The 20,939-nt window shown below is 65.1% G+C and carries 16 protein-coding genes and 1 pseudogene; 13 read left to right on the top strand and 4 right to left on the bottom strand.

The window, feature by feature from the left end; genetic code table 11:
* Positions 1–224 precede the first annotated feature (224 nt).
* The 6 genes from ACQ4N9_RS21990 (at position 225) to ACQ4N9_RS21965 (ending at position 8,765) form a co-directional block, all read left to right on the top strand.
* The gene (locus ACQ4N9_RS21990) at positions 225–1,007 is read left to right on the top strand and encodes an ABC transporter substrate-binding protein (RefSeq protein ID WP_390967504.1); all 783 of its coding nucleotides are present in this window, start codon (positions 225–227) and stop codon (positions 1,005–1,007) included.
* Between the two features lie 97 nt (positions 1,008–1,104).
* On the top strand, positions 1,105–1,812 hold the full coding sequence (locus ACQ4N9_RS21985) for an ABC transporter permease (RefSeq protein ID WP_390967503.1): 708 nt from the start codon (positions 1,105–1,107) through the stop codon (positions 1,810–1,812).
* Positions 1,809–2,522, top strand: a complete 714-nt coding sequence (gene hisM, locus ACQ4N9_RS21980; RefSeq protein WP_390967502.1) for a histidine ABC transporter permease HisM — start codon at positions 1,809–1,811, stop codon at positions 2,520–2,522. Before ACQ4N9_RS21985 ends, hisM begins: the two co-directional genes overlap by 4 nt.
* A gap of 4 nt (positions 2,523–2,526) precedes the next feature.
* On the top strand, positions 2,527–3,339 hold the full coding sequence (locus ACQ4N9_RS21975; RefSeq protein WP_390967619.1) for an ABC transporter ATP-binding protein: 813 nt from the start codon (positions 2,527–2,529) through the stop codon (positions 3,337–3,339).
* Positions 3,340–3,352: 13 nt separating this feature from the next.
* The gene (locus ACQ4N9_RS21970; protein ID WP_153787331.1) at positions 3,353–3,844 is read left to right on the top strand and encodes an Lrp/AsnC family transcriptional regulator; all 492 of its coding nucleotides are present in this window, start codon (positions 3,353–3,355) and stop codon (positions 3,842–3,844) included.
* A 94-nt stretch (positions 3,845–3,938) separates the two neighbouring features.
* Positions 3,939–8,765, top strand: a complete 4,827-nt coding sequence (locus tag ACQ4N9_RS21965) for a dermonecrotic toxin domain-containing protein (protein ID WP_430933711.1) — start codon at positions 3,939–3,941, stop codon at positions 8,763–8,765.
* 30 nt (positions 8,766–8,795) lie between these two features.
* Here the strand turns inward: ACQ4N9_RS21965 and ACQ4N9_RS21960 are convergent, their stop codons facing one another.
* The 3 genes and pseudogenes from ACQ4N9_RS21960 to ACQ4N9_RS21950 form a co-directional block, all read right to left on the bottom strand.
* Complete coding sequence (locus tag ACQ4N9_RS21960; RefSeq protein WP_390967500.1) at positions 8,796–10,484, bottom strand: putative bifunctional diguanylate cyclase/phosphodiesterase; 1,689 nt, start codon at positions 10,482–10,484, stop codon at positions 8,796–8,798.
* A gap of 12 nt (positions 10,485–10,496) precedes the next feature.
* Positions 10,497–11,606, bottom strand: coding sequence for a methyl-accepting chemotaxis protein (locus ACQ4N9_RS21955; protein WP_430933714.1), 1,110 nt, complete (start codon positions 11,604–11,606; stop codon positions 10,497–10,499).
* 174 nt (positions 11,607–11,780) lie between these two features.
* Positions 11,781–12,131 (bottom strand): annotated as a pseudogene (locus ACQ4N9_RS21950) (PAS domain-containing protein); the annotation flags it as partial.
* Between the two features lie 206 nt (positions 12,132–12,337).
* Here ACQ4N9_RS21950 and ACQ4N9_RS21945 point away from each other — a divergent pair.
* The 5 genes from ACQ4N9_RS21945 (at position 12,338) to ACQ4N9_RS21925 (ending at position 17,128) form a co-directional block, all read left to right on the top strand.
* Positions 12,338–12,652, top strand: a complete 315-nt coding sequence (locus ACQ4N9_RS21945; protein ID WP_125858106.1) for a helix-turn-helix domain-containing protein — start codon at positions 12,338–12,340, stop codon at positions 12,650–12,652.
* Between the two features lie 209 nt (positions 12,653–12,861).
* Positions 12,862–14,172 (top strand): C4-dicarboxylate transporter DctA, encoded by a 1,311-nt coding sequence (locus ACQ4N9_RS21940; RefSeq protein WP_347150160.1) that lies wholly within the window; start codon positions 12,862–12,864, stop codon positions 14,170–14,172.
* Between the two features lie 70 nt (positions 14,173–14,242).
* Complete coding sequence (locus ACQ4N9_RS21935; RefSeq protein ID WP_125463448.1) at positions 14,243–14,944, top strand: FadR/GntR family transcriptional regulator; 702 nt, start codon at positions 14,243–14,245, stop codon at positions 14,942–14,944.
* Between the two features lie 15 nt (positions 14,945–14,959).
* Complete coding sequence (locus ACQ4N9_RS21930; protein WP_258706128.1) at positions 14,960–15,655, top strand: GntR family transcriptional regulator; 696 nt, start codon at positions 14,960–14,962, stop codon at positions 15,653–15,655.
* A 435-nt stretch (positions 15,656–16,090) separates the two neighbouring features.
* Positions 16,091–17,128 (top strand): hypothetical protein, encoded by a 1,038-nt coding sequence (locus ACQ4N9_RS21925; protein ID WP_390967499.1) that lies wholly within the window; start codon positions 16,091–16,093, stop codon positions 17,126–17,128.
* Between the two features lie 57 nt (positions 17,129–17,185).
* On the opposite strand, the gene ACQ4N9_RS21920 is transcribed toward ACQ4N9_RS21925, so the two are convergent.
* A complete protein-coding gene (locus tag ACQ4N9_RS21920; protein WP_390967498.1) occupies positions 17,186–17,620 on the bottom strand; it encodes a PACE efflux transporter in 435 nt (144 codons plus the stop codon).
* Positions 17,621–17,722: 102 nt separating this feature from the next.
* Between ACQ4N9_RS21920 and ACQ4N9_RS21915 the strand changes: the two genes are divergently transcribed.
* Positions 17,723–18,601, top strand: a complete 879-nt coding sequence (locus tag ACQ4N9_RS21915; protein WP_125463444.1) for a LysR family transcriptional regulator — start codon at positions 17,723–17,725, stop codon at positions 18,599–18,601.
* A 150-nt stretch (positions 18,602–18,751) separates the two neighbouring features.
* Positions 18,752–20,638: a methyl-accepting chemotaxis protein McpA gene (gene mcpA / locus ACQ4N9_RS21910; RefSeq protein WP_110994381.1), complete on the top strand. Its 1,887-nt coding sequence runs from the start codon at positions 18,752–18,754 to the stop codon at positions 20,636–20,638.
* The last annotated feature ends 301 nt before the right edge of the window (positions 20,639–20,939 follow it).

Raw genomic sequence — 20,939 nt, 5'->3', positions numbered from 1 at the left:
AACCGCTGTCGCACTTCCATAAATCCTTGTCGCAACAGCCGATTCGGCTGCAACAAGCTACTCAACAGCCGAATCCGGCCCCGTGCGCGCCGGCAAACGACACAAAAAACCGCTCTACCTCGCGCATTCTGACCGCGACCAACGAGTCACCCACAAGAACAGTTACAGAGCCACACGCTTGCACTGCCCCTACTTCCAATAACAACACCCAGGGACCTACACCTATGCTCACCCTACGAAAACGCCTCGGCGTGCTGCTGTTCTCGTTGTGCGCCACCACCGTTGCCCAGGCCAAGGAATGGACCGAGATCCGCTTTGGCGTCTACCCCGAATACCCGCCCTTCGAATCCGTCGCCGCCGATGGCAGCCTGCAAGGCTTCGACATCGAACTGGGCAACGCCATCTGCGAAAAGCTCCAGGTCAAGTGCACCTGGGTGCACAACGAATTCGACGGCATGATCCCCGCCCTGCGGGCGCGCAAGTTCGACGCCATCATGTCGTCGATGGCCGTCACCCCGGCACGCCAGAAACAGATCGATTTCACCAGCCGCCTGTTCCTCAGCCCCACCTCGGTGATCGTGCGCAAGTCGGCAGGCTTCGGCGACACCGTCGAATCGCTCAAGGGCAAGCAGGTCGGGGTGCTGCAAGGCTCGCTGCAGGAAGCCTATGCTCGCGCCGTGCTGGCACCGCTGGGCGCCCAGGTCAAGGCCTACCAGGCCCAGGACCAGAACTACGCCGACCTGATGAACGGCCGCCTCGACGCCACCGTCACCGACAAGCTCGAAGCCCAGCTCAACTTCCTCTCCAAGCCCGAAGGCGCCGACTTCAAGAGCGGCCCGGCGATCAAGGACCCGAGCTTGCCGCTGGACATCGCCATGGGCCTGCGCAAGACCGACCCGGAGCTCAAGGCCCTGCTCGATAAAGGCATCGCCATGATCCACGCCGATGGCACCTACGCCGCGATCCAGAAGAAGTACGTCGGCGAGCTGGACATCTACAACGAGTGACCTACAGCGCTGATCGCGGGGCAAGCCCGCTCCCACGGGCTCACTACAACGTGGGAGCGGGCTTGCCCCGCGATGGCCTCCCCGCGAGATCCCTGTCATGAACGACTTCCTCTCCCACGGCCTGCAGGGCTTCGGCCCGTTGCTGGCCCAGGGCACCTGGATGACCCTCAAGCTGGCCCTGCTGTCGCTGGCCGTCAGCCTGCTGCTGGGCCTGGTCGGTGCCAGCGCCAAGCTGTCACGCTCCAAGCTGCTGCGCATCCCGGCCACCCTCTACACCACGCTGATCCGCAGCGTTCCCGACCTGGTACTGATCCTGCTGATCTTCTACAGCATGCAGATCTGGCTCAACGACCTGACCGAGGCGCTGGGCTGGGACTACGTGGAGATCGACCCGTTTGGCGCCGGGGTGATCACCCTGGGCTTCATCTATGGCGCGTACTTCACCGAGAACTTCCGCGGCGCCATCCTCAGCGTGCCGGCCGGCCAGCTGGAAGCCGCCACCGCCTATGGCCTGAGCCGCGCGCAGCGGTTTCGGCTGGTGCTGTTCCCGCAACTGATGCGCTTTGCCCTACCGGGGCTGGGCAACAACTGGCTGGTGCTGCTCAAGTCCACCGCGCTGGTGTCGATCATCGGCCTGGCCGACCTGGTCAAGGCCGCGCAGAACGCCGGCAAGACCACCAACGACGTGCTGTTCTTCCTGTGCATCGCCGGGCTGGTCTACCTGGTCATCACCACCTTGTCCAACCAGTTGCTCAAACGCCTGGAACGGCGCTACAACACCGGCATCAGGGAGCTGGCGCGATGATCGAACTCCTTCAGCAATACGGCCCGGCCTACCTGTACAACGATGGCAACGGGTTTTCCGGGCTGACCATGACCCTGTGGCTGTTCGTGGTCAGCATGGTGCTCGGCCTGCTGCTCTCGCTGCCGCTGGCCCTGGCGCGTACCTCGCGGCATGCCTGGCTGCGCCTGCCGGTGCAGCTGTACACCTTCGTGTTCCGCGGCACGCCGCTCTATATCCAGCTGCTGATCTGCTACACCGGCTTGTACAGCCTGCAGGTGGTGCGCGAGCACATGCTGCTCGACCAGTTCTTGCGTAACGCGCTCAACTGCACGCTGCTGGCCTTCGTGCTCAACACCTGCGCCTACACCGTGGAGATCTTCGCCGGGGCCATCCGCAACCTGCCCGCCGGCGAGCTGGAAGCGGCCCAGGCCTATGGTTTGCGCGGCTGGAAACTCAACCTGTTCCTGGTGCTGCCGGCGGCGCTGCGCCGTTCGCTGCCGGCCTACAGCAACGAACTGATCCTGATGCTGCACGCTACTTCCCTGGCCTTCACCGCCACCGTCGCCGACATCCTCAAGGTGGCCCGCGACGCCAACGCCGCGACCTTCCTGACCTTCCAGGCCTTCGGCGTGGCCGCCCTGCTGTACATGCTGCTGTCCTTCGCCCTGGTCGGCCTGTTCCGACTGGCCGAGCGCCGCTGGATGCGCTTCCTTGACCCTGCCCGAGGCTGACCTGATGACCGCTACCGCACTGCCACTCACCCACTTCGCCCAGGCCCCGAGCACCCATGCCCAGGCCAGCGCCATCAAGCTCAGCGTCGACGGCCTGCACAAGCACTACGGCGAGCACCAGGTGCTCAAGGGCGTATCGCTGCAAGCCCGCAAGGGCGACGTGATCAGCCTGATCGGCGCCAGCGGCTCGGGCAAGAGCACCTTCCTGCGCTGCATCAACTTCCTCGAACAGCCCAACGCCGGCAGCATCACCCTCGACGGCCAGACCCTCGACATGAGCAAGGGCACCCCGCCAGCGGCCCAGCTGCAGAACCTGCGCACACGCCTGGCCATGGTGTTCCAGCACTTCAACCTGTGGAGCCACCTGACGGTGCTGGAGAACATCTGCCTGGCGCCGCGCAAGGTGCTGGGCATCAGCGCCAGCGAAGCCGAGGCACGGGCGCGCAAGTACCTGGACAAGGTCGGCCTGCCGGCACGCGCCGCAGAGCAGTACCCGGCGTTTCTGTCCGGTGGCCAGCAGCAGCGCGTGGCCATCGCCCGCGCCTTGGCCATGGAGCCGGAAATCATCCTGTTCGACGAGCCCACCTCGGCGCTCGACCCCGAGCTGGTCGGCGAAGTGCTCAAGGTGATACAGACGCTCGCCGAGGAAGGACGTACCATGCTCATGGTCACCCACGAAATGGGCTTCGCCCGCCAGGTCTCGAGCCAGGTGCTGTTCCTGCACCAGGGCCTGGTCGAAGAGCACGGCAGCGCCGAAATCCTCGACCAGCCACAGAGCGAGCGCCTGCGGCAGTTCCTCTCCAATCGCCTGAAGTGAAGTCACGCCGTATATGGATACCAAGGCCACCACACCTGCCGCCGCACCGCTGGACCGCATCGATGAAGCCATCATCGACGTGCTGCGCCACCACGGGCGGATCACCTACGAAAAACTCTCCACTCTCGTGCACCTGACCCCCAGGCCCTGCCTGGAACGGGTACGCAAGCTGGAGCGGCGCGGGGTGATCCGCGGCTATGGGGCGATCATCGACCTGCAGCAGGTCTCCCCGGGCCTGTCGCTGCTGGTGCTGGTGGCCTTGTCCAACCAGAGCGGGCGCTCGGCCCAGCGTGCTTTCGAAGCCACCGTGCGGGCCTGCCCGCAGGTATACGAATGCCAGCTGATCAGCGGCCACTTCGACTACAGCCTGCGCATGCGCTGCCGCGACATGGAGCATTACCGGGTGCTGACCGAGACCTGGATGAACAACGACGAACTGCACATCGACAAGCTGGTGGCTCATCCGGAGCTGGCCTCGGTAAAAAGCACGGCACCACAGGTGTGAGCAACACCGCCACCGGCCGGGTATCAATTATGTAGCCCGACTACAGGGTCCTGGGTCATTAGCCTCTGTGCTCCCCGAACACGGAGCAACGATGATGACCCATCCCCCCTTGTCCCCGCATTTGTCCTTCATCCACACGCGCATGCCTTCCTGGTTCGCGCAGGCGTCCACGGCCGATCGTCATTTGCTCCAGCGCCGCGTCAGGCAGAGCCATGCCGCGATGCGCCGCCTGAGTGAAGCACTGGCGCCAGTGCAGAGCATCGAGACCTTCTGCCGCCCGCTGCTCGAGCAAGCCCTGCAGCACTGGTTCCCAGGCCAGCCCCTGCCCAAGGTCGACCAGGCCTGGGTGCGCAGCAATGGCATTGGCCACAGCTGGTTGGAGGCTGCCTTGCAGAACTTCGACGCCGGCGCCAACGTGGCCCTGTACGATTCGGCTCGCAGCACCGAGAAGCGCCCGGGCGAACAGGCGACGATCTTCGTCAGCGGCGTGCGCAACCTCGACCTCGGCCAACGCTATCGCTATCACCTGGGCGACCATATCGACACTGACAGCTTTCGCGAACTGGTGCGCCGGCACGCCCGGGCCACCTTCGCCGCCGAGCTGACCCAGGCGGCCCTGCAAGGGCATCTGGATGCCAAGGGGACGCTGATGGGAGAAATCGTCTTCACAGGTCTTGCCGACTCGGCCCGCGAGCAGTTGCAATGCGGCTTCCTCAGCCTGTTCGACATCCCCTTGCATGGCCCGATGCTGGTTCGACTCGATCCGCACAAGGATGTCGAGCGTTGCTTGCTGTACCTGCCGGGCCATCCCCGCCAGGCATTGCGCCAATACCCATCGGCGCAGGCCGCGAGCACAGCCCTGACACAGATGCTGTGGCACCAGGATGAGCGCGAGTTCTTCAACCGCTACGTCAGCCTTGACGCTCAACCTGGTTTCGCGGCGCGACTTCGCCAGACCCTGTACCCGCGCTATCCGTACGCCGAGTTGTATCCATCACCTCCCGTGCTGGAAAAGGGGGAACGGTTCAGTTGGCTCAAACGCGCGTTCCCGGCTCCTACCGACCTTTGGCAGGAGACCCTCGACAAGAATGCTCGCCTGGCCATCACCTTCACGCCCTGGCGTGCGGATGCCTTCGTCGAACACGCGCGCATCGAGGTCGAGCGACGCCTTCAGGATGCCGCCACCCTGGCCGTCCCCGTCGATCAGCGCGACGCCAATGCCCAATTGGCCCGCATCCAGAGCTGGCTGGGCGTCGGCCTGACGGTGCTCAACCTGGCGGGGCTGTTCGTGCCCGGTCTGGGTGAAGTGATGCTCGTAATCGGTGGCGCGCAGTTGGTCGACGAATTCCTCGACGGCGTGCACGCTGCCAACGAAGGCGATGCCGATGCCGCGATCAGTCACCTGTTCGACGTGCTGGCAAGCCTCACGCAGTTTGCTGCCCTGGGTGCTGCCGGACGCTTCATCGAGCCTCAAGGCATCTTGCACAGCTGGCATCCATCAGGCGCCGATGGTGCGCAACGACTGTGGCCAGGCGAACTGACGCCCTTTGCCCGCCCCCGGCCCTGGCCGACCGGCCAGGGCCCGAATGCCCGGGGCCTGCACCTGTGGGAGGGCAAGGCGTGGCTCGAACGCCACGAACAAGCGCTCCCCCTCGAGCACGTTGCCGATGGCTACGCCCGGCTATCGTCGGCGCAGGGCATGCGGCACCAGCCCGTCCTGCTCGGCAATGGCCGAGGCACCTGGCTGTTCGAGCATGATCCCCCCTTGAGCTGGCAGGCAAACACGTTGCTCGAACACCTGGGCCCCGTTGTTGAAGGGTTGGATGCGCAGTCCCTTGGCAAGGCCTTGCAGTGCAGCGGCTACGACGCGCCAGCGTTGCGCCGAGTGTTGCTGGACCACAGGCCTATTCCCGCCTTGCTGCTCGACAGCCTTGAAGCGTTCGGCGCGCGTCCGAACACGCTCTGGGTCGGCGAGCAACCGTTGACGGCCATCCTCGCCCGCGATTTTCCATCACTCAGCCCGGCCAGCCGCGCGGAAATCCTCGCCCAGGCCTCGGCCCCTGACATCGCCCAGCTGCAGCAATCGCAGCGCCTCCCGCTGAGGCTGGCTGAAACCGCACGCCTGTATCTGCGTGAAAGCCGTATCAGCAAGGCCCTTGCACGCATGCACCAGAGCAGCGGCGCCACCACCGACCGTGACGCCCTCGCATTGGCCACGTTACAACGTCTGCCTGGCTGGCGCGGCAAGCTGCGCCTGGAACTGCGCGATTCGCGCCTCAATGGGCGGCTGCTCGCAAGCGCAGGCAAGCAAGGGCTGCCCACCAAGACCCTGGTGCGCAACGTAAATGGCTACACCCCCTATGACGAGTTCGGCAACGAGCTGGCGGGGCGCAGCGATGTAAACCGCGCGATACTGCAGGCGTTGCCCGACAGCGAACGTGACGCACTGGGCCTGCTCATCCATGAGCAGGAAAAACTGCGCGACCAGCTGTTCGAACTGGCCGCCAGTGACCGTCGGCAAGCCGCCCTGGACCTGGGCATGACGCCGGTTCGCCCGATGTACCGGCTACCCACTCGCCTACCCGGCGAGCGTCGCATTGGCTATCGCCTGAGCGGCCGCGGACGTGCCTCGTGGACGGAAGACGAACTGTTCGACCAAGTGTTCCCCGCCACCCCGGAGGGCGACCGTGAGATGCTGCGTCAGCGCCTGCGCCACCAGGCCGGTCCGCACGCCGGTGCGTTCGGTCGCTTGCTGTCACGACTGCTCGTCGACTACCGCCGGCTCGACAGCGCACTGCAACGCTGGGTGCACGCCCCGGAGGGCCTGGCGCCCGTCGCGCTGGAGCAGCATCGTGGATTGCGCGAAACCTTCGCGCAACGTATTCGCAGCGCCTGGCGCCGCGAAAGCGCAGAAGGGCCGCACGACAACATCGACGATATCAACCTGGTGCTGGAAGGGCATGGCCTCACCAGTGTTCCCGCACTGCCCATACGCCTGCCTCACGTTCGCCTGCTCAACCTCAATGGCCTCAATACCGCGGACATGCCCGGCCTCAACGCGTTCCTCGAGGCCTTTCCCGGCCTGCGCCTGCTGGACCTGGCGCAAAACAGCCTGGATAGCCTGCCCCAGGCCCTGGCCGAGATGCGCGAGCTGCAGTCACTGGATCTCTCAGAGAACAACATTGCCCTGGACCAGGAAGAAAACCTCGCGCTACTGGAGCGCATGCCCCACCTGCAACGCCTCAACCTCACAGATGGCATTCAAACCCTCTCGGTGGCTACGCTCGAACGCCTTTCTGCCCTGCCTTCACTGGCCTGGTTCCAGGCCGACCTCAATGACCTGATCATGACCGCCGAACACTTCCAGGCCCTGCAACGCTGGCCGGCCTTGATCGGGTTGAGCCTGGGGCAAAACGCGATCGTGCTGGATGAGGCCGCACGCACCGCACTGGCCGGACTCAACCGTCTGGAGATGCTGACGCTGTACGAAAACCCACTGGCCCTGGCCCCCGATCTGAGCGGCTGGACACGCCTGCAGCAACTGGACCTGGAGCTGACCAACATCAGCCAGTGGCCGGAGGGACTCGAAGCCCTCATGAATCAGGAGCCCCTGGTGCTGCGCCAGGTGGACCTGAGCGCCAACGAGCTCACCGTTGCCCCCGATCTGAGCCAGACAGCCTTTGCCCGCGCGGTACGCGACAACCTCGAGGGCTTCGCCTATTCCTTCAACGGCAACCCTTTCGACGAAGCGGCCCTGGCCAATCTCCAACAGGCTGGTTTCATCGTCCCCCCAGCCCTTGCACAGCCCCACCCTTGGTTCGCCGACTGGCCTGAGCCGTTGCGGTTACACATTGCCGAAACGGCTGACGATCCGCAGTGGCAGCCACTCTACAGCCTGCTCGAACGGCTGCCCGATACACAGGACTTCCTGAACGCCCCAGACCTGATGCGCCAACGCATGGAACATGTGGTCGAAACCCTGGCCCGCGAAGAACAAGGCGAAGCCGGTGCCAACTGGGGCCGGACACAGGTCTGGCAGCAGATCAACGACCTGCTCGACGACGCCGCCCAGGAATGCGTGGACCAGGCCATCGTGCTGTTCCAGCAGGTCGAGACCGAAGTGACGGTATGGCAGACGGTGGCCCATGCGGGCGTCGCCGAGGCCGACGAGCGGGTCGCTGTGCAGAGCGCTCGTGCCCTGCTGCGTCAGCGCCTGCTCGACGAGCGTGTCGGCGCCCTCTATCAGGCGCGCCTGGCCAGACGCACGGCCTTGCGGGCCGATGACCACCATCCGACAGACAACCCGGCACCGGCCCTGCACCCCGATGACGGTATTAACGACCAGGAGCTGGTCAGCGACCACCCCGACGAACTGGAGATGGCCCTGCATGCGCGCATCCAGTTACGACAAAGGCTGAATCTGCCGCCGCAACCGCAGGCCATGCGTTTCCCGCAACTGGCGCACCTCGATGGGCCGACGCTGCAGCGCCTGGGTGATGCCGTGATCGAGGGCACGGGTGCCAACACCCTGGAACACTGGGCAGTGGACCAACCCTTCTGGCAGGCCTGGCTGCGGCGTATGCGGCCAGAGGCCTTCGATAGGCTCGCCGAACGCTGGGCGGGCGCCTCGGAATACTTCGACACGCTCACTGGCGCTTCGGCCGAAGGAGGAGCCTATACCGGCCCCGCGGTGCCAGCGTCCTACATCGACGCACTGGAGCGTGAGGTGGGCCATGTGGATGGGCTAGCCTGGCGCGTGGACGGTGTGCTGCAACGCGTCAACCTGGCCAGCGGTCGCTATCCCAACGAGAGCACCCTCTACCAGCAGGCCGCGAACCTGCTGCTACGTTGTCGCACGGAAGACGAAGCCGAGTTGATGCGCGAGCTGACCGAAACCATGGTCCAGGTCCACCGCGAATGAGTCGGTAGGCGCGGCATGCCGCGCCCGTCGTCAGCCGGCCATCCATTGCGCCGGCTGACGATAGCTCGACACCCATCCCGCCACGGCATCCCCCGGCATGGGCCGGGCGATGCCGTAGCCCTGGGCCAGCTCGCAACCCAGCGCCATCAGCGCACATCCGTGCTCGACACTTTCCACACCCTCGGCCACCACCTCGCGGCCAAAGGCCCGGGCCAGGCCGATCACCGCGGTCGTCAGGGCCAGGTCGTCCTGGTCATGGAGGATGTCGCGCACGAAGGACTTGTCGATCTTGATGGTATGCGCCGGCAGGCGCTTGAGGTAGCTCAGCGAGGAAAAGCCGGTACCGAAGTCATCCAGCGAAAAGCTCACCCCGAGCGCGCGGCAGGCGTCGAGGCAGCGGCCCACGCGGGCCAGGTTGTCGATCGCCACCGACTCGACGATTTCCAGGTCCAGCCGCGCAGGCGGCACCCCCGGATGACGCGCCAGCAACTGGGCCAGGCGCTCGGTAAAGTCACCGCGCTGCAACTGCCGGGCGGCGATATTGACGCTGACGGGCCAGTCACATCCGCTCAAGCGCCACTGCTGCAATTGACTCAAGGCCTGGTCGATGACCCATTCGCCCAACTCGACGATCAGGTCGGTCTGCTCCACCAGCGGCAGGAAATCCCCGGGGGGCACCGGTCCTTTGGAGGGATGCAGCCAGCGCAGCAGCGCCTCGAAACCCATCACCTGGCCACTGCGCATGTTCACCTTGGGCTGGTAGTACAAGCACAGCTCACCTTCACGCAGGGCCCGACGCACCCGCGCCACGGTCTGGTGAGTGGCCTTGAGCTCTTGCTCCTGGGACACGTCGAACAGGTGATAGCGGTTGCGCCCGCGTTGCTTGGCAACATACATGGCCTGGTCGGCATGACGCACCAGGGTGTCGGTGTCTTCGTCGTCCTGGGGGTACAGGGTCACGCCGATGCTGGCGCTGAGGCTCAGCGAGTGCTCACGGACCGCATAGGGCGCGGCCAGCGCCTTCAGCACCCGCTGCAAGGCCGCCTGCAACTGCTGAGGCCCCTCGACATAACGCAGGATCAGCACGAACTCGTCACCGGACAGCCGCGCCACCGCATCGCCGCCCCGCAGGATGCCCTGCAGGCGTTTGGCGACCTGCACCAGCAGCAGGTCGCCGACGGCATGGCCGTAACCATCGTTGACCGCCTTGAAGCCGTCCAGGTCGAGCATGCATACCGCCAGCGGCACATCCTCGCGCCGGGAAAACGCCAACGCCTGGTTGAGCAGGTCGGAAAGGTAGGCGCGGTTCGGCAGGCCGGTCAGCACGTCATGCCCGACACGCCACTGCAGCGTGTGCAGCAGTTGGCGCTTCTCGGTGACGTCGAAGCGGATCGACACGTACTTGCGGACCTTGCCGGTGTGCGGGTCGATCAGCGGCACCATGGTGCTGTCGACCCAGTACAGCGATCCGTCTTTGGCCCGGTTGCAGATCTCGCCCTTCCACACCCGGCCGGCCGCCAGGGCCCGCCACATGTCGAGGAAGAAGCTCGGCTCATGCAAGCCGGAATTGAGGATGCGGTGGTTGGCCCCCAACAGTTCCTCGCGGCTGTAGCCGGAAATGCTGCAGAACTGCTGGTTGACGTAAGTGATCCGACCCTGCAGGTCGGTCTCGGAAAAGATCGCAGCCGCATCCACGGCTGCGCGATAGTTGTCGTCCATAACCTTGGCAACCTAGCGGTTGAAGCGCTCCACCAGGGCGCGCAATCCGGCGCACACCTGTTCCAGTTCGGCACCGCGCGAAGCGGCGGCGTTGGCGTGACGAGCACTCTGCGCAACCGTGCCGGCCACCCCGTTGATCTGCCGCGAGACATCCTCGGCCACTGCCGACTGCTCCTGTGAAGCCGCCGCCATCTGCTGGCTCATGTCACTGATGCGCGACACGGCCTGGCGGATGCCCTGCAAGGCCTGTTGGGCCTGGGCGACCTGGGTCACGCCCTGGCCTGCGCCGTCGATGCCCAGGCTGGCGATGCTCACCGCCTGCTCGGCACCGCTGCGCAGGGTGTCGATGATCGTCTGGATATGCAGGGTGGACTGGCGGGTCTTGTCGGCCAGCGCGCGCACCTCGTCGGCCACCACCGCAAAACCACGCCCCTGTTCGCCTGCTCGGGCCGCCTCGATGGCGGCATTGAGCGCCAGCAGGTTGGTCTGCTCGGCGATGGCACGGATCATGCCGGCGGCCTCGGCGATGGCACCGGTCTGACCGGCCAGGTCGTTGACCGCCTGGTTGATCTGCCCGACCGTGTCGGCCAACCCGCGAATGGCCGCGCCCGTGGCATCGGCGACCTGGCTGCCCTGCTCGGCCAACAGGTGCGCGGTGTGCGCCTCTTGTGCCGTCAGTTGCACATGGCCGGCCACTTCGCCAATCGAGGCGGCCATCTCGGTCATGGCCGTGGCAGTGAGGTCGGTTTCGGCGCGCTGTTCGAGCAGCGCCGACTCGGTACCGCGCGACAGCCGCCCGGCATCCTGCGCGGCGTCGGCCATCTGCGTGGCAAGGTCGCTGAGGCGGGTCAGCGCGGTTTTCAGGCGCGCCTCTTCGCTGATCAGGATCAGTTCCAGCTGCCCGGCGGCACCGGCCTGGTCGCTGTAGGTCAGCGCCACCAGCGGGTCGCTGAAGGTGTTGCCGGCGCCCTCGGCAATCCCCTGCAGATACCGGCGCATGCGGCTTTGGGCCCAGACGCCGACACCGGCGAACAACGCCAGGGTCAGCCCTTGGGCCGGCAGGCCCGGCCACAGCTGGTTGGCACCAATGGCCAGCGCGCCGGCGAGCAATGGCACGGCCATGGCACGCTGCAGCAACGCCAGGCGCCGGGCGGGCGACAAGGCAGCCTTGCCCGCCCGCAACCGGGCATACAGCGCCTCGGCCCGGGCTACCTGCTCACGGCTGGGGCGCACGCGCACCGATTCGTAACCGACCACCTGGCCGTTCTCCAGAATCGGGGTGACATAGGCACTGACCCAGTAGAAATTGCCGTTCTTGCAGCGGTTCTTGACGATACCCATCCAGCTCTGGCCGGCCTTGAGGTATTGCCACATCAGCTCGAACACCGCCTCGGGCATGTCGGGGTGGCGCACCAGGTTGTGCGGGCTGCCGATCAGCTCGGCCTGGCTATAGCCGCTGATGGCGGCGAACTCGGCGTTGCAGTAGGTGATCAGGCTGGCCGTGTCGGTGGCCGAAATGAGCCGCTGGTGTTCGGGGAAGCTTTGCTCGACCGGGTTGACCGGGAGGTTCAGACGCACGATGCAACTCCATTCGCGAACGGCCCGACGAGCGACCAGACGGGATGTCGGGGCATCGGAACGGTTCATCCTGGATCAGCTCAAAGTACCCAACAGCAGCGTGTCGCGGTCCGAAAGGGCCCGTTTCCCCCTGGAGGGATACTTGAATGACTGATCAGTCAAAGCTGGCGATTCTACGAATTCCATCACATTTTGCAAATAAAGGTGATGAATCGTGGCGTTGTGCTAAGCGAATAGATATCGTTAAGTGCTTGATTCTAAATGGGAATTGAGCGATGACGAGTTCTGGCCTCGGTCCTGCCCTGCGCCGCTACCGCAAACTGGCGGGCTTCACGCAAGCGCAACTGGGCGAACTGACCGGTTTCGACCCCAAGACCATAAGCCGCTTCGAAACCGGCACTTACACCCCCAGCATCGAGGCCTTGAGCGGCTTTGCCGATGTACTGGGGGTGAGACTCAAAACCTTTTTCGCCGAGCCGGACGACGAAGAAGAGCAGCGTGCCTACCTCTTCCGTGCCATCCACAGAGCGCCCCCCAAGGACCTGGGCAAGCTGATCGTCGCCATTGATCAGGTCCTCGCAAAGCCCTGAAATTCCCCCGCGCACCACAGCAGAGCAGAGTCGACCGCGCTGCACCACAACTGGTCAGACCGGTATGGCCAAAAAATCTTGCAATCAGGCAAATTTAGGCGTTACATGACCCTCGCAGTGAACAAACCGGTAAGACCACAATAATTAAGTCCTGCACTCTTTCGCTCCGTGTGGCTGGGGGGCAAGGACACCGACCCGAGATCCCTCCCATGCTCAAATGGTGTTCGCGTTCGATCTTCCTCCAGGTTGTGCTCGGCCTCGCCCTAGGCGTTGCCTGTGGCCTGAGCTTCCCCGACCTGTCCCTGCAACTCAAACCCCTGGGTGACGGCTTCATCAAGCTGATCAAGATGCTCATCGGCTTGATCGTGTTCTGCGTGGTGGTCAGCGGTATTTCCGGCGCCGGCGACCTGAAGAAGGTCGGGCGCATCGGCCTCAAATCGGTCATCTACTTCGAAGTGCTGACCACCCTGGCCCTGGTGATCGGCCTGGTATTCGCCTTTACCAGCGGTATCGGCAGCGGCGCCAACATCCACCTCGACCAACTCTCCAGTGCCGACGCCGGCGCCCTGGCCGACCGTGGCGCGCATATCCACAGCACCACCACCTTCCTGATGGACCTGATCCCCACCTCGGTGGTGGGTGCCTTCGCCGACAACAACATCCTCCAGGTGCTGTTGTTCTCGGTGCTGTTCGGCAGCGCCTTGAACCTGGTGGGTGAATCGGCCTCGGGCATCTCGCGGCTGATCAACGAGCTGAGCCATGTGATCTTCCGCATCATGGGCATGATCGTGCGCCTGGCGCCGATCGGTGTGTTCGGTGCCATCGCCTTCACCACCAGCAAATATGGCCTGAGCTCGCTGCAGCACCTGGGCGGCCTGGTGGCGCTGTTCTACCTGACCTGCGCCGGGTTCGTGCTGATTGTCCTGGGTACCGTGATGCGCCTGTCGGGCCTGCGCCTGCTGCCCTTCATCAAATACCTGCGTGAGGAGCTGAGCATCGTACTGGGCACCGCCTCCTCCGATGCCGTGCTGCCGCAGGTGATGCGCAAGCTCGAGCACTTAGGGATAGGCAGCTCCACCGTCGGCCTGGTGATCCCCACCGGCTACTCGTTCAACCTCGACGGCTTCTCCATCTACCTGACCCTGGCCATCGTGTTCATCGCCAACGCCACCGGCACGCCGCTGGCCATGAGCGACCTGCTGACCATCCTGTTGGTGTCGCTGGTGACTTCCAAGGGTGCCCACGGCATCCCAGGCTCGGCGTTGGTGATTCTCGCCGCCACCCTGACCGCGGTACCGGCGATCCCGGTAGTGGGCCTGGTGCTGGTGCTGGCGGTGGACTGGTTCATGGGCATCGGCCGGGCGCTGACCAACCTCATCGGCAACTGCGTCGCTACCGTGGCCATCGCCCGCTGGGAGAAGGACATCGACCTGGACCGCGCCAACAACGTGCTGGCCAACAAGCCTGGCTTCGCCCACGCCCCCCGCAAGCAGGGCCAACCCCATCAACAGGAATTCTAAGCCTGAACCGGCCGGCGCCAAGCGCCGGCCGGCCAAACGCAAAAATGCAGCGCCTCTCAAGGAGCGAACCGTGATCAGCTCTTCAACCGTAGTCACATCCGTGGTGGAGAAACTCCGCCAGGCCCTGGCCCGAGGCCAGTGGCGCAGCGGCGACATGCTGCCCGGCCAGCGCGAGCTGGCCGAGCAGCTGGGGATCAGCCGCCCCAGCCTGCGCGAAGCCGTCATCGTCCTGGAAACCCTGGGCCTGGTGCGCTCGATGCCCGGCAAGGGCGTATTGGTGCTGGACGCCGACGCCGCCCAGGCGCAAAGCCCGGAAGCCGTTGCCGCAGCCAGCCTGGCCGACGTGCTGGAACTGCGCTACACCCTCGAACCCTTCATCGCCGGGCTGGTGGCGCAATCGGCCGGCAGCCAGGACATTGGCCAGCTGCGCCTGAACCTCATGGACATGCGCGAAGCACTCGACGCCGGCGACAGCGAAGCGGGCGTCAACGCCTACATCGCCTTCCACGAAGCGTTGTTCGCCCTGACCACCAACCCAATCTTCCAGAGCGTGGTGCAGCAGACCGGCAATGCCCTCAAAGAGAGCGCCGAGATGCTGCGCAAATCGCCCGAACACCTGGCCGCGCGCCTGAGCGAAAACGAAGCGGTGGTGCGTGCCATCCGCGAACGCAACAGCGCCCTGGCCAGCCTGCAGATGCGCCGGCACATCCTCGCCGAGGGCGAGCGCATGGGCATCGCCCTGAACATCCCGGACGACCACCCAGGCACCTGAAACAGGAGAGCGACCATGACCACCTGCGCCCACGCCGCCCCGCACCTGCCTGCCCTGCTGGGTGCCGGCGAAACCCGCCTGTCGGCGGAGCAGATCTACCCCCGGCTGTTCGACGCCATTCTCGAACAGCGCCTGCCACCGGGCAGCGCCTTGCCCGAGCAGGCCCTGGGCAACGCCTTCGGGGTCAGCCGTACGGTGATCCGCCGGGTGCTCGGGCGCCTGTCCGACCAGCAGGTGATCGTGCAACGCCCCAGCCACACCGCGCACCTGGCCGCCCCCGACCCCGAGCAGGCGCGCCAGGTGCTCAGCGCCCGGCGCCTGGCCGAGACCACGCTGATCGGCCTGGCCACCCAGCGCGCGCGCCCGGCGCAGATCCGCCAGCTGCGCCAGCTGGTCGAACGCGAACGCCAGCACCATGAGCAGGGCGAACGCTGCACGGCGATCCGCCTGGGTGGCGAATTCCACATGAAGCTGGCGCAGATGGCCGCCAACGCACCGCTGGCGCGCTTTCTCAACGGGCTGGTGCCGATGACCTCGCTGATCATCGCCCGCTATGAATCGCCCTGCTGCGAGCACTGCGCCTGGCAGGAGCACGCGGCGATCATCGATGCGGTGGAGAGCGGCGACAGCGGCGCGGCGCTGGCGTTGATGCATGAGCATCTGGACCATCTGGAAGCCAAGCTTGATCTGGGGCGGGGGGATTTGGGGTAAAGGCCACCAGGTGTTCGCCGGTATTTTTGCAGCGCTCTTGAGATCGAGCGCCGCCCGCGCGGCGCATCGCTGGCAAGCCAGCTCCCACATCTGTTTCGGGCCAGTCACTCCTGTGGCTTCATCGCTGTCCGCCTTGTTGGTACGACGCGGTATTGAGGTGGGCACCACTGGCGCTTCACCCGACTTGAGACATGCACCAAGGCGTGCAGCGGTACCCTCACAGGCTTAATTGGCCCGAAACAAGATGTGGGAGCTGGCTTGCCAGCGATGCGCCGCGCGGGCGGCGCTCGATCTCATAGGCGCTGCAAGACTGTCGCCCTGCATCTGGCCACCCACCTGCAATCCCAAGACAGCATGTCGCCCCCCACCAAACAGACCGCTTAAGCGCCCTATACTCGAAAAACCACCAAGCCTCTACCCAAGGAGGCAGCCCGCGTGAAGCCGCTCGCCCTACTTTTGCCTGCCTGCTTCATCCTGGCCCTGGCCGGCTGCGCCGGCAAACGCCCCCCTGCCCCGCCGCCACCGCAAAACCTGCCCCCCGCCGTCTGGCAACGCATCGACCAGGAAATCATCGAAGCCTCGGCCGCCGCCGCAGGTTCGGCCAACGACTACGCCCGACGCTCGATGCGGGTGTGGAAGGAACAGGTGCAGCAACGCACCGAAAACGACTTCATCCCCTGGTTCACCGGCTACTGGACCCAGCAATGGCTCACGCTCAAGGTGGCCTGGTACAAGATGAACAACGGCAATGGCAACGAGCCGCCGGAAAAGCGCCTTGGCCTGTACTTGCAGGAGCAGTACCACCAGCGGGTGATCGACCCGGTGGCCGAACAGATCAACCCCGAAGGCATCCGCGACCGCGCCAGCGAGCTGTATCTGCAGCTGCTGGGCCAGCAGCTGCCGGCGATCATCCAGCGCTACAACGCTCCGCCCGAGCAGTTCAGCCAGCGCCTGAACCGTATCCCGGCCATCGCCCTAGGCCCGCCCGATGCGCGCAACGCCACGCTTTATCAGTTGCTCAGGGCCAAGTCGCTGGAGCAGCAGCCGGCCTGGCAGTCGCTGCGCCAACAGCTGCACCAACAGGCCTCCAAGGCGCCGGGGCAGACAGATGCAAGGCTGTCGTCGGTGGCCACCCAGGCCAGCGAAAAACTCGGCGCCAGCCTCGCCCCGCGCGGAGCGGCCAGCGCCATTGCCGCCGCGGTGGGCAAGGCGGCGGGGGCCATGATTTCGGTGGTGGTGACCGGCTACGGGATGCTCTCCCACGACCGCGAACAGCCGCAGATGATCGAGCAGTTGCGGGTGATCCTCAACGTGGCGCTGAACGAGGAATGGCAGGAATTAATGGAAAACCGCCAGAGCGGGGCCATGGCGGGGGTTTACTATCTGTCCGGGCAGGTGGAAGACAGCCTGCTCGCCAACCGGGTGCCAGTGCAGGAGCAGCAGGCGCCGCTGCTGATTCGCTTGCCGCCTTGAGTTGGTCGGTTGCTACTGCTTTGGTTTGCACATCCGCTGCCGGAGCTGACGCGGACTTCAGGCCGGCGCTGGCGCCATGGCCGAAGTCGGCAAGCCGAAGATCCGATCGAACGCCCAGTTGTAGGCGAAGGTGTAGCACGGCACCAGGATGATGAACGCCAGGTCCACCACCAGCGCTTCCAGCAAGGTCATGTCCAGCCACCAGGCGATCAGCGGAATCAGGTACACCACCAGGGTCAGCTGGAAACCGATGGCATGCGCCACCCGCCGCGCCAGGCTGCGCCCGCGTTTCGCCTGGCGGCTCTCCCACCACTCGAACAGGCTGTTGTAGATCAGGTTCCAGGCCATGGCGATGGTGGTGATCATCACCGCCAGCGGGCCGGTATGCGAGGCCTGGGTGTCGGACAGATAGGCCAGGCCCAGGGTCGACATGCACAGGCCGATCAATTCATAGAAGGTCACGTAGACCAGTTTGCGTTTGAGTCCTTGCACGGGGTTACCTTTACCGCTGGTTTGTCGAAGGCGGGCAAGGATGCTTCAACGGCCTTGACAGAAAAAGTCAGCACCTTTCAGATTTACTGAAAGGAGACTGCCATGAACTTTTCCAGCGATACCATCCTGCTGTTCCTCGCCGTGCTCGATCACGGATCGTTTTCCGCCGCTGCCCGTGCGCTAGGGCGCGTTCCATCGGCTGTGAGCATGGCCATCGGCAACCTTGAAGCCGAGCTGGGCTACAGCCTGTTCGAGCGTGGCTCGCGCGAGGCGCGCCCCACTGCCCAAGCCCAGGCCCTGGAGCCCCACGCGCGGCTGATCGCCGAGCAACTGGGGCTGCTGAGCGTGCACGCCCTGGAGTTGTCGCGCGGGTTGGAAAGCAGCCTGGCCATCGCGGTGGTCCCGGACATCGACCAGCGCCCGCTGCTCGCGGCCATCGCCCGCCTGGGCGAGCGCTATCCACTGCTCGATATCGAGCTGCTGGCTGCGCCGCAGGAAGACGCCCTGCAACTGCTCGACAGCGCCAGGGTCAGCCTGTGCCTGGCCTTTGCCGGGCTGCAGGTCGACCCACGGCGCAGCTTCCAGCACATCGCCATGGAATCGCTGGTGGCGACCCTTTCACCGCAACACCCGGCCTATGTCGAGGGCCGCATTCGTGACCTCGAAGACCTGGTGCACCTGCGCCAGATCCTGGTGCGCAGCCGCGACCTGCCGCTGGCCGACCCGCGCTCGTTGATCGGCACCTCGCACTGGCGCACCGACAGCCTCGACCTGGCCGTGCAGATGGTCGAGGCGGGGCTGGGCTGGGGCGACCTGCCGTTGTCGCGGGTCGCGCCACTGGTCAGGGCCGGGCGCCTGGTACGCCTGGACTTTCGCAATACCCGCAACGCCCTGGAACTGCCGGTGCACGCGTTCTGGCTCAAGCAACAGCCCATGGGCCAGGCGGCCAGGGCGCTGGTAGCGCTGCTGGCCTCGAAATGATTTGTGACCACTTGAGGGCATAGCAGCCAACCTCTACGACATTTAGTCTTTCAACATTTTGCGCAAACGGCCGATACCTCGGGAACAGGCCCCGCCCCTCGTGCCACAAGCATGCGGCGCCCTTCCTTCCCAGAATCAAGGTCTCGAAACATGAACCTGAAATTCCGCCACAAGATCCTGCTCAGTGCCTGCGGCGTCGTCGTCCTGGCATTCGCGTTGTTTACCCTCTACAACGACTACCTGCAGCGCAATACCATCCGCCAGAACATCGAGTCATCAGTGCGCCAGGCCGGTCTGCAGACCGCCAGCAGCGTGCAGAACTGGATGAGCGGGCGCATCCTGGTGCTGGAAAACCTGGCCCAGGACATCGCCCAGCAAGGCGCCGGCAGCAACGTACCTGGGCTGGTCGACCAGCCGTCGTACACCAGCAACTTCCAGTTCACCTACTTCGGCCAGAACACCGGGCTGTTCACCCAGCGCCCTGACGCGAAGATGCCCGACGGCTACGACCCGCGCCAACGCCCGTGGTACACCCAGGCGGTCAGCGCCAACCAGACCTTGCTGACGCCGCCCTACCAGGCGTCGGTCGGCGGCCTGGTGGTGACCATCGCCATCCCGGTCAAGGCAAAATCCAACGGCGAACTGCTGGGCGTGGTCGGCGGCGACTTGAGCCTGAACACCCTGGTCGAGATCATCAACGCCGTGGACTTCGGCGGCATCGGCCATGCGTTCCTGGTCGACCGTGATGGCCAGGTCATCGTCAGCCCGGACAAAGACCGGGTGATGAAGAACCTCAAGGACATCTATCCCGGCAGCCCCCTGCGCGTCGAACCCGGCATGCAGGACGTGAGCCTCGACGGCAAGGACCGCATCATCTCCTTCGCCCCGGTTCAAGGTTTGCCGTCGGCGCAGTGGTACATCGGCCTGTCGATCGACAAGGACAAGGCCTACGCCCCGCTGAGCCAGTTCCGCACCTCGGCGATCATCGCCATGCTCATCGCCGTCGCCGCCATCGCCGGCCTGCTCGGCCTGCTGATCCCGGTGCTGATGCGCCCGCTGACCACCATGGGCCGTGCCATGCAGGACATCGCCGAAGGCGAAGGCGACCTGACCCGCCGCCTGGCCGTGGAAAACAAGGACGAGTTCGGCGAGCTGGCCACTGCCTTCAACCGCTTCGTCGAGCGGATCCATGCCTCGATCAGCGAAGTGTCCTCGGCCACCCGCCTGGTGCATGACCTGTCGGAAAAAGTGGTGGGCGCCTCCAACGCCTCGCTGAGCGGCTCCGAAGAGCAGAGCATGCGCACCAACAGCGTCGCCGCAGCGATCAACGAGCTGGGCGCCGCCACCCAGGAGATCGCCCGCAATGCCGCCGACGCCTCGCAACACGCCAGCGGCGCCAGCGAACAGGCCCACGGCGGCCGTGCGGTGGTGGAAGAAGCGATCAGCGCGATGACCGCCCTGTCGCTGCGCATCAGCGAATCCTGCGAGCAGATCGAAACGCTCAATGCCAGCACCGACGAGATCGGCAAGATCCTCGACGTGATCAAGGGCATCTCCCAGCAAACCAACCTGCTGGCGCTCAATGCCGCCATCGAGGCGGCCCGTGCCGGTGAGGCCGGGCGTGGCTTTGCCGTGGTCGCCGACGAAGTGCGCAACCTGGCACACCGCACCCAGGAATCGGCGGAAGAGATCCACCGCATGATCACCAGCCTGCAGGTGGGCTCGCGCGAAGCGGTGCACACCATGAACACCAGCCAGGTCTCCAGCGAAGAGACCGTGCAGGTGGCCAACCAGGCCGGCGAGCGCCTGGCCAGCGTGACCCAGCGCATTGGCGAGATCGACGGCATGAACCAGTCGGTGGCCACCGCCACCGAAGAGCAGACCGCCGTGGTCGAGAGCCTCAACCTGGACATCACCCAGATCAACGCGCTGAACCAGCAAGGGGTGGAGAACCTCAACGAAACCCTGCGCCACTGCGACGCCCTGAGCCAGCAGGCCGGACGCCTGAAGCAACTGGTGGGCAGTTTCCGCATCTGATGTGATGCCTATCGCGGGGCAAGCCCGCTCCCACGCGTTTGTGGGAGCGGGCTTGACCTGCGATAGCTCCCGCCCAGCGCTGGTTGCAAATTGTCACAACTCTGCTCGACCCAGCCTCAACGCTCGGGCGCCTTGCCGTACCTCTTCCATTGAGATGAGCTTATTCGTGAATTAGCCTGGGCCAATTTTTAGAGCCCACCTAGAAAAGGCTATATAAACCAAGCGTGAAACAAAATCATAGCAACACTTATAGTCGTCACGATATTTAGCTCCCGCCCAAACCCTTCACCATAGTCAAACG

It is taken from the genome of Pseudomonas sp. ES1 (assembly GCF_050586605.1).
GTDB lineage: Bacteria > Pseudomonadota > Gammaproteobacteria > Pseudomonadales > Pseudomonadaceae > Aquipseudomonas > Aquipseudomonas sichuanensis.
Note: the sequence above shows the minus strand (reverse complement) of the source record. Positions and strands in the feature narration are given on the sequence as shown.

Coding starts and splice junctions, on each gene's coding strand:
- ACQ4N9_RS21945 (WP_125858106.1), top strand. CDS start 12,338: ATGACGAGTTCTGGCCTCGGTCCTGCCCTGCGCCGCTACCGCAAACTG.
- ACQ4N9_RS21930 (WP_258706128.1), top strand. CDS start 14,960: ATGACCACCTGCGCCCACGCCGCCCCGCACCTGCCTGCCCTGCTGGGT.
- ACQ4N9_RS21955 (WP_430933714.1), bottom strand. CDS start 11,606: ATGGCCGTGCCATTGCTCGCCGGCGCGCTGGCCATTGGTGCCAACCAG.
- ACQ4N9_RS21970 (WP_153787331.1), top strand. CDS start 3,353: ATGGATACCAAGGCCACCACACCTGCCGCCGCACCGCTGGACCGCATC.
- ACQ4N9_RS21985 (WP_390967503.1), top strand. CDS start 1,105: ATGAACGACTTCCTCTCCCACGGCCTGCAGGGCTTCGGCCCGTTGCTG.
- ACQ4N9_RS21965 (WP_430933711.1), top strand. CDS start 3,939: ATGACCCATCCCCCCTTGTCCCCGCATTTGTCCTTCATCCACACGCGC.
- ACQ4N9_RS21915 (WP_125463444.1), top strand. CDS start 17,723: ATGAACTTTTCCAGCGATACCATCCTGCTGTTCCTCGCCGTGCTCGAT.
- mcpA (WP_110994381.1), top strand. CDS start 18,752: ATGAACCTGAAATTCCGCCACAAGATCCTGCTCAGTGCCTGCGGCGTC.
- ACQ4N9_RS21990 (WP_390967504.1), top strand. CDS start 225: ATGCTCACCCTACGAAAACGCCTCGGCGTGCTGCTGTTCTCGTTGTGC.
- hisM (WP_390967502.1), top strand. CDS start 1,809: ATGATCGAACTCCTTCAGCAATACGGCCCGGCCTACCTGTACAACGAT.
- ACQ4N9_RS21940 (WP_347150160.1), top strand. CDS start 12,862: ATGCTCAAATGGTGTTCGCGTTCGATCTTCCTCCAGGTTGTGCTCGGC.
- ACQ4N9_RS21975 (WP_390967619.1), top strand. CDS start 2,527: ATGACCGCTACCGCACTGCCACTCACCCACTTCGCCCAGGCCCCGAGC.
- ACQ4N9_RS21960 (WP_390967500.1), bottom strand. CDS start 10,484: ATGGACGACAACTATCGCGCAGCCGTGGATGCGGCTGCGATCTTTTCC.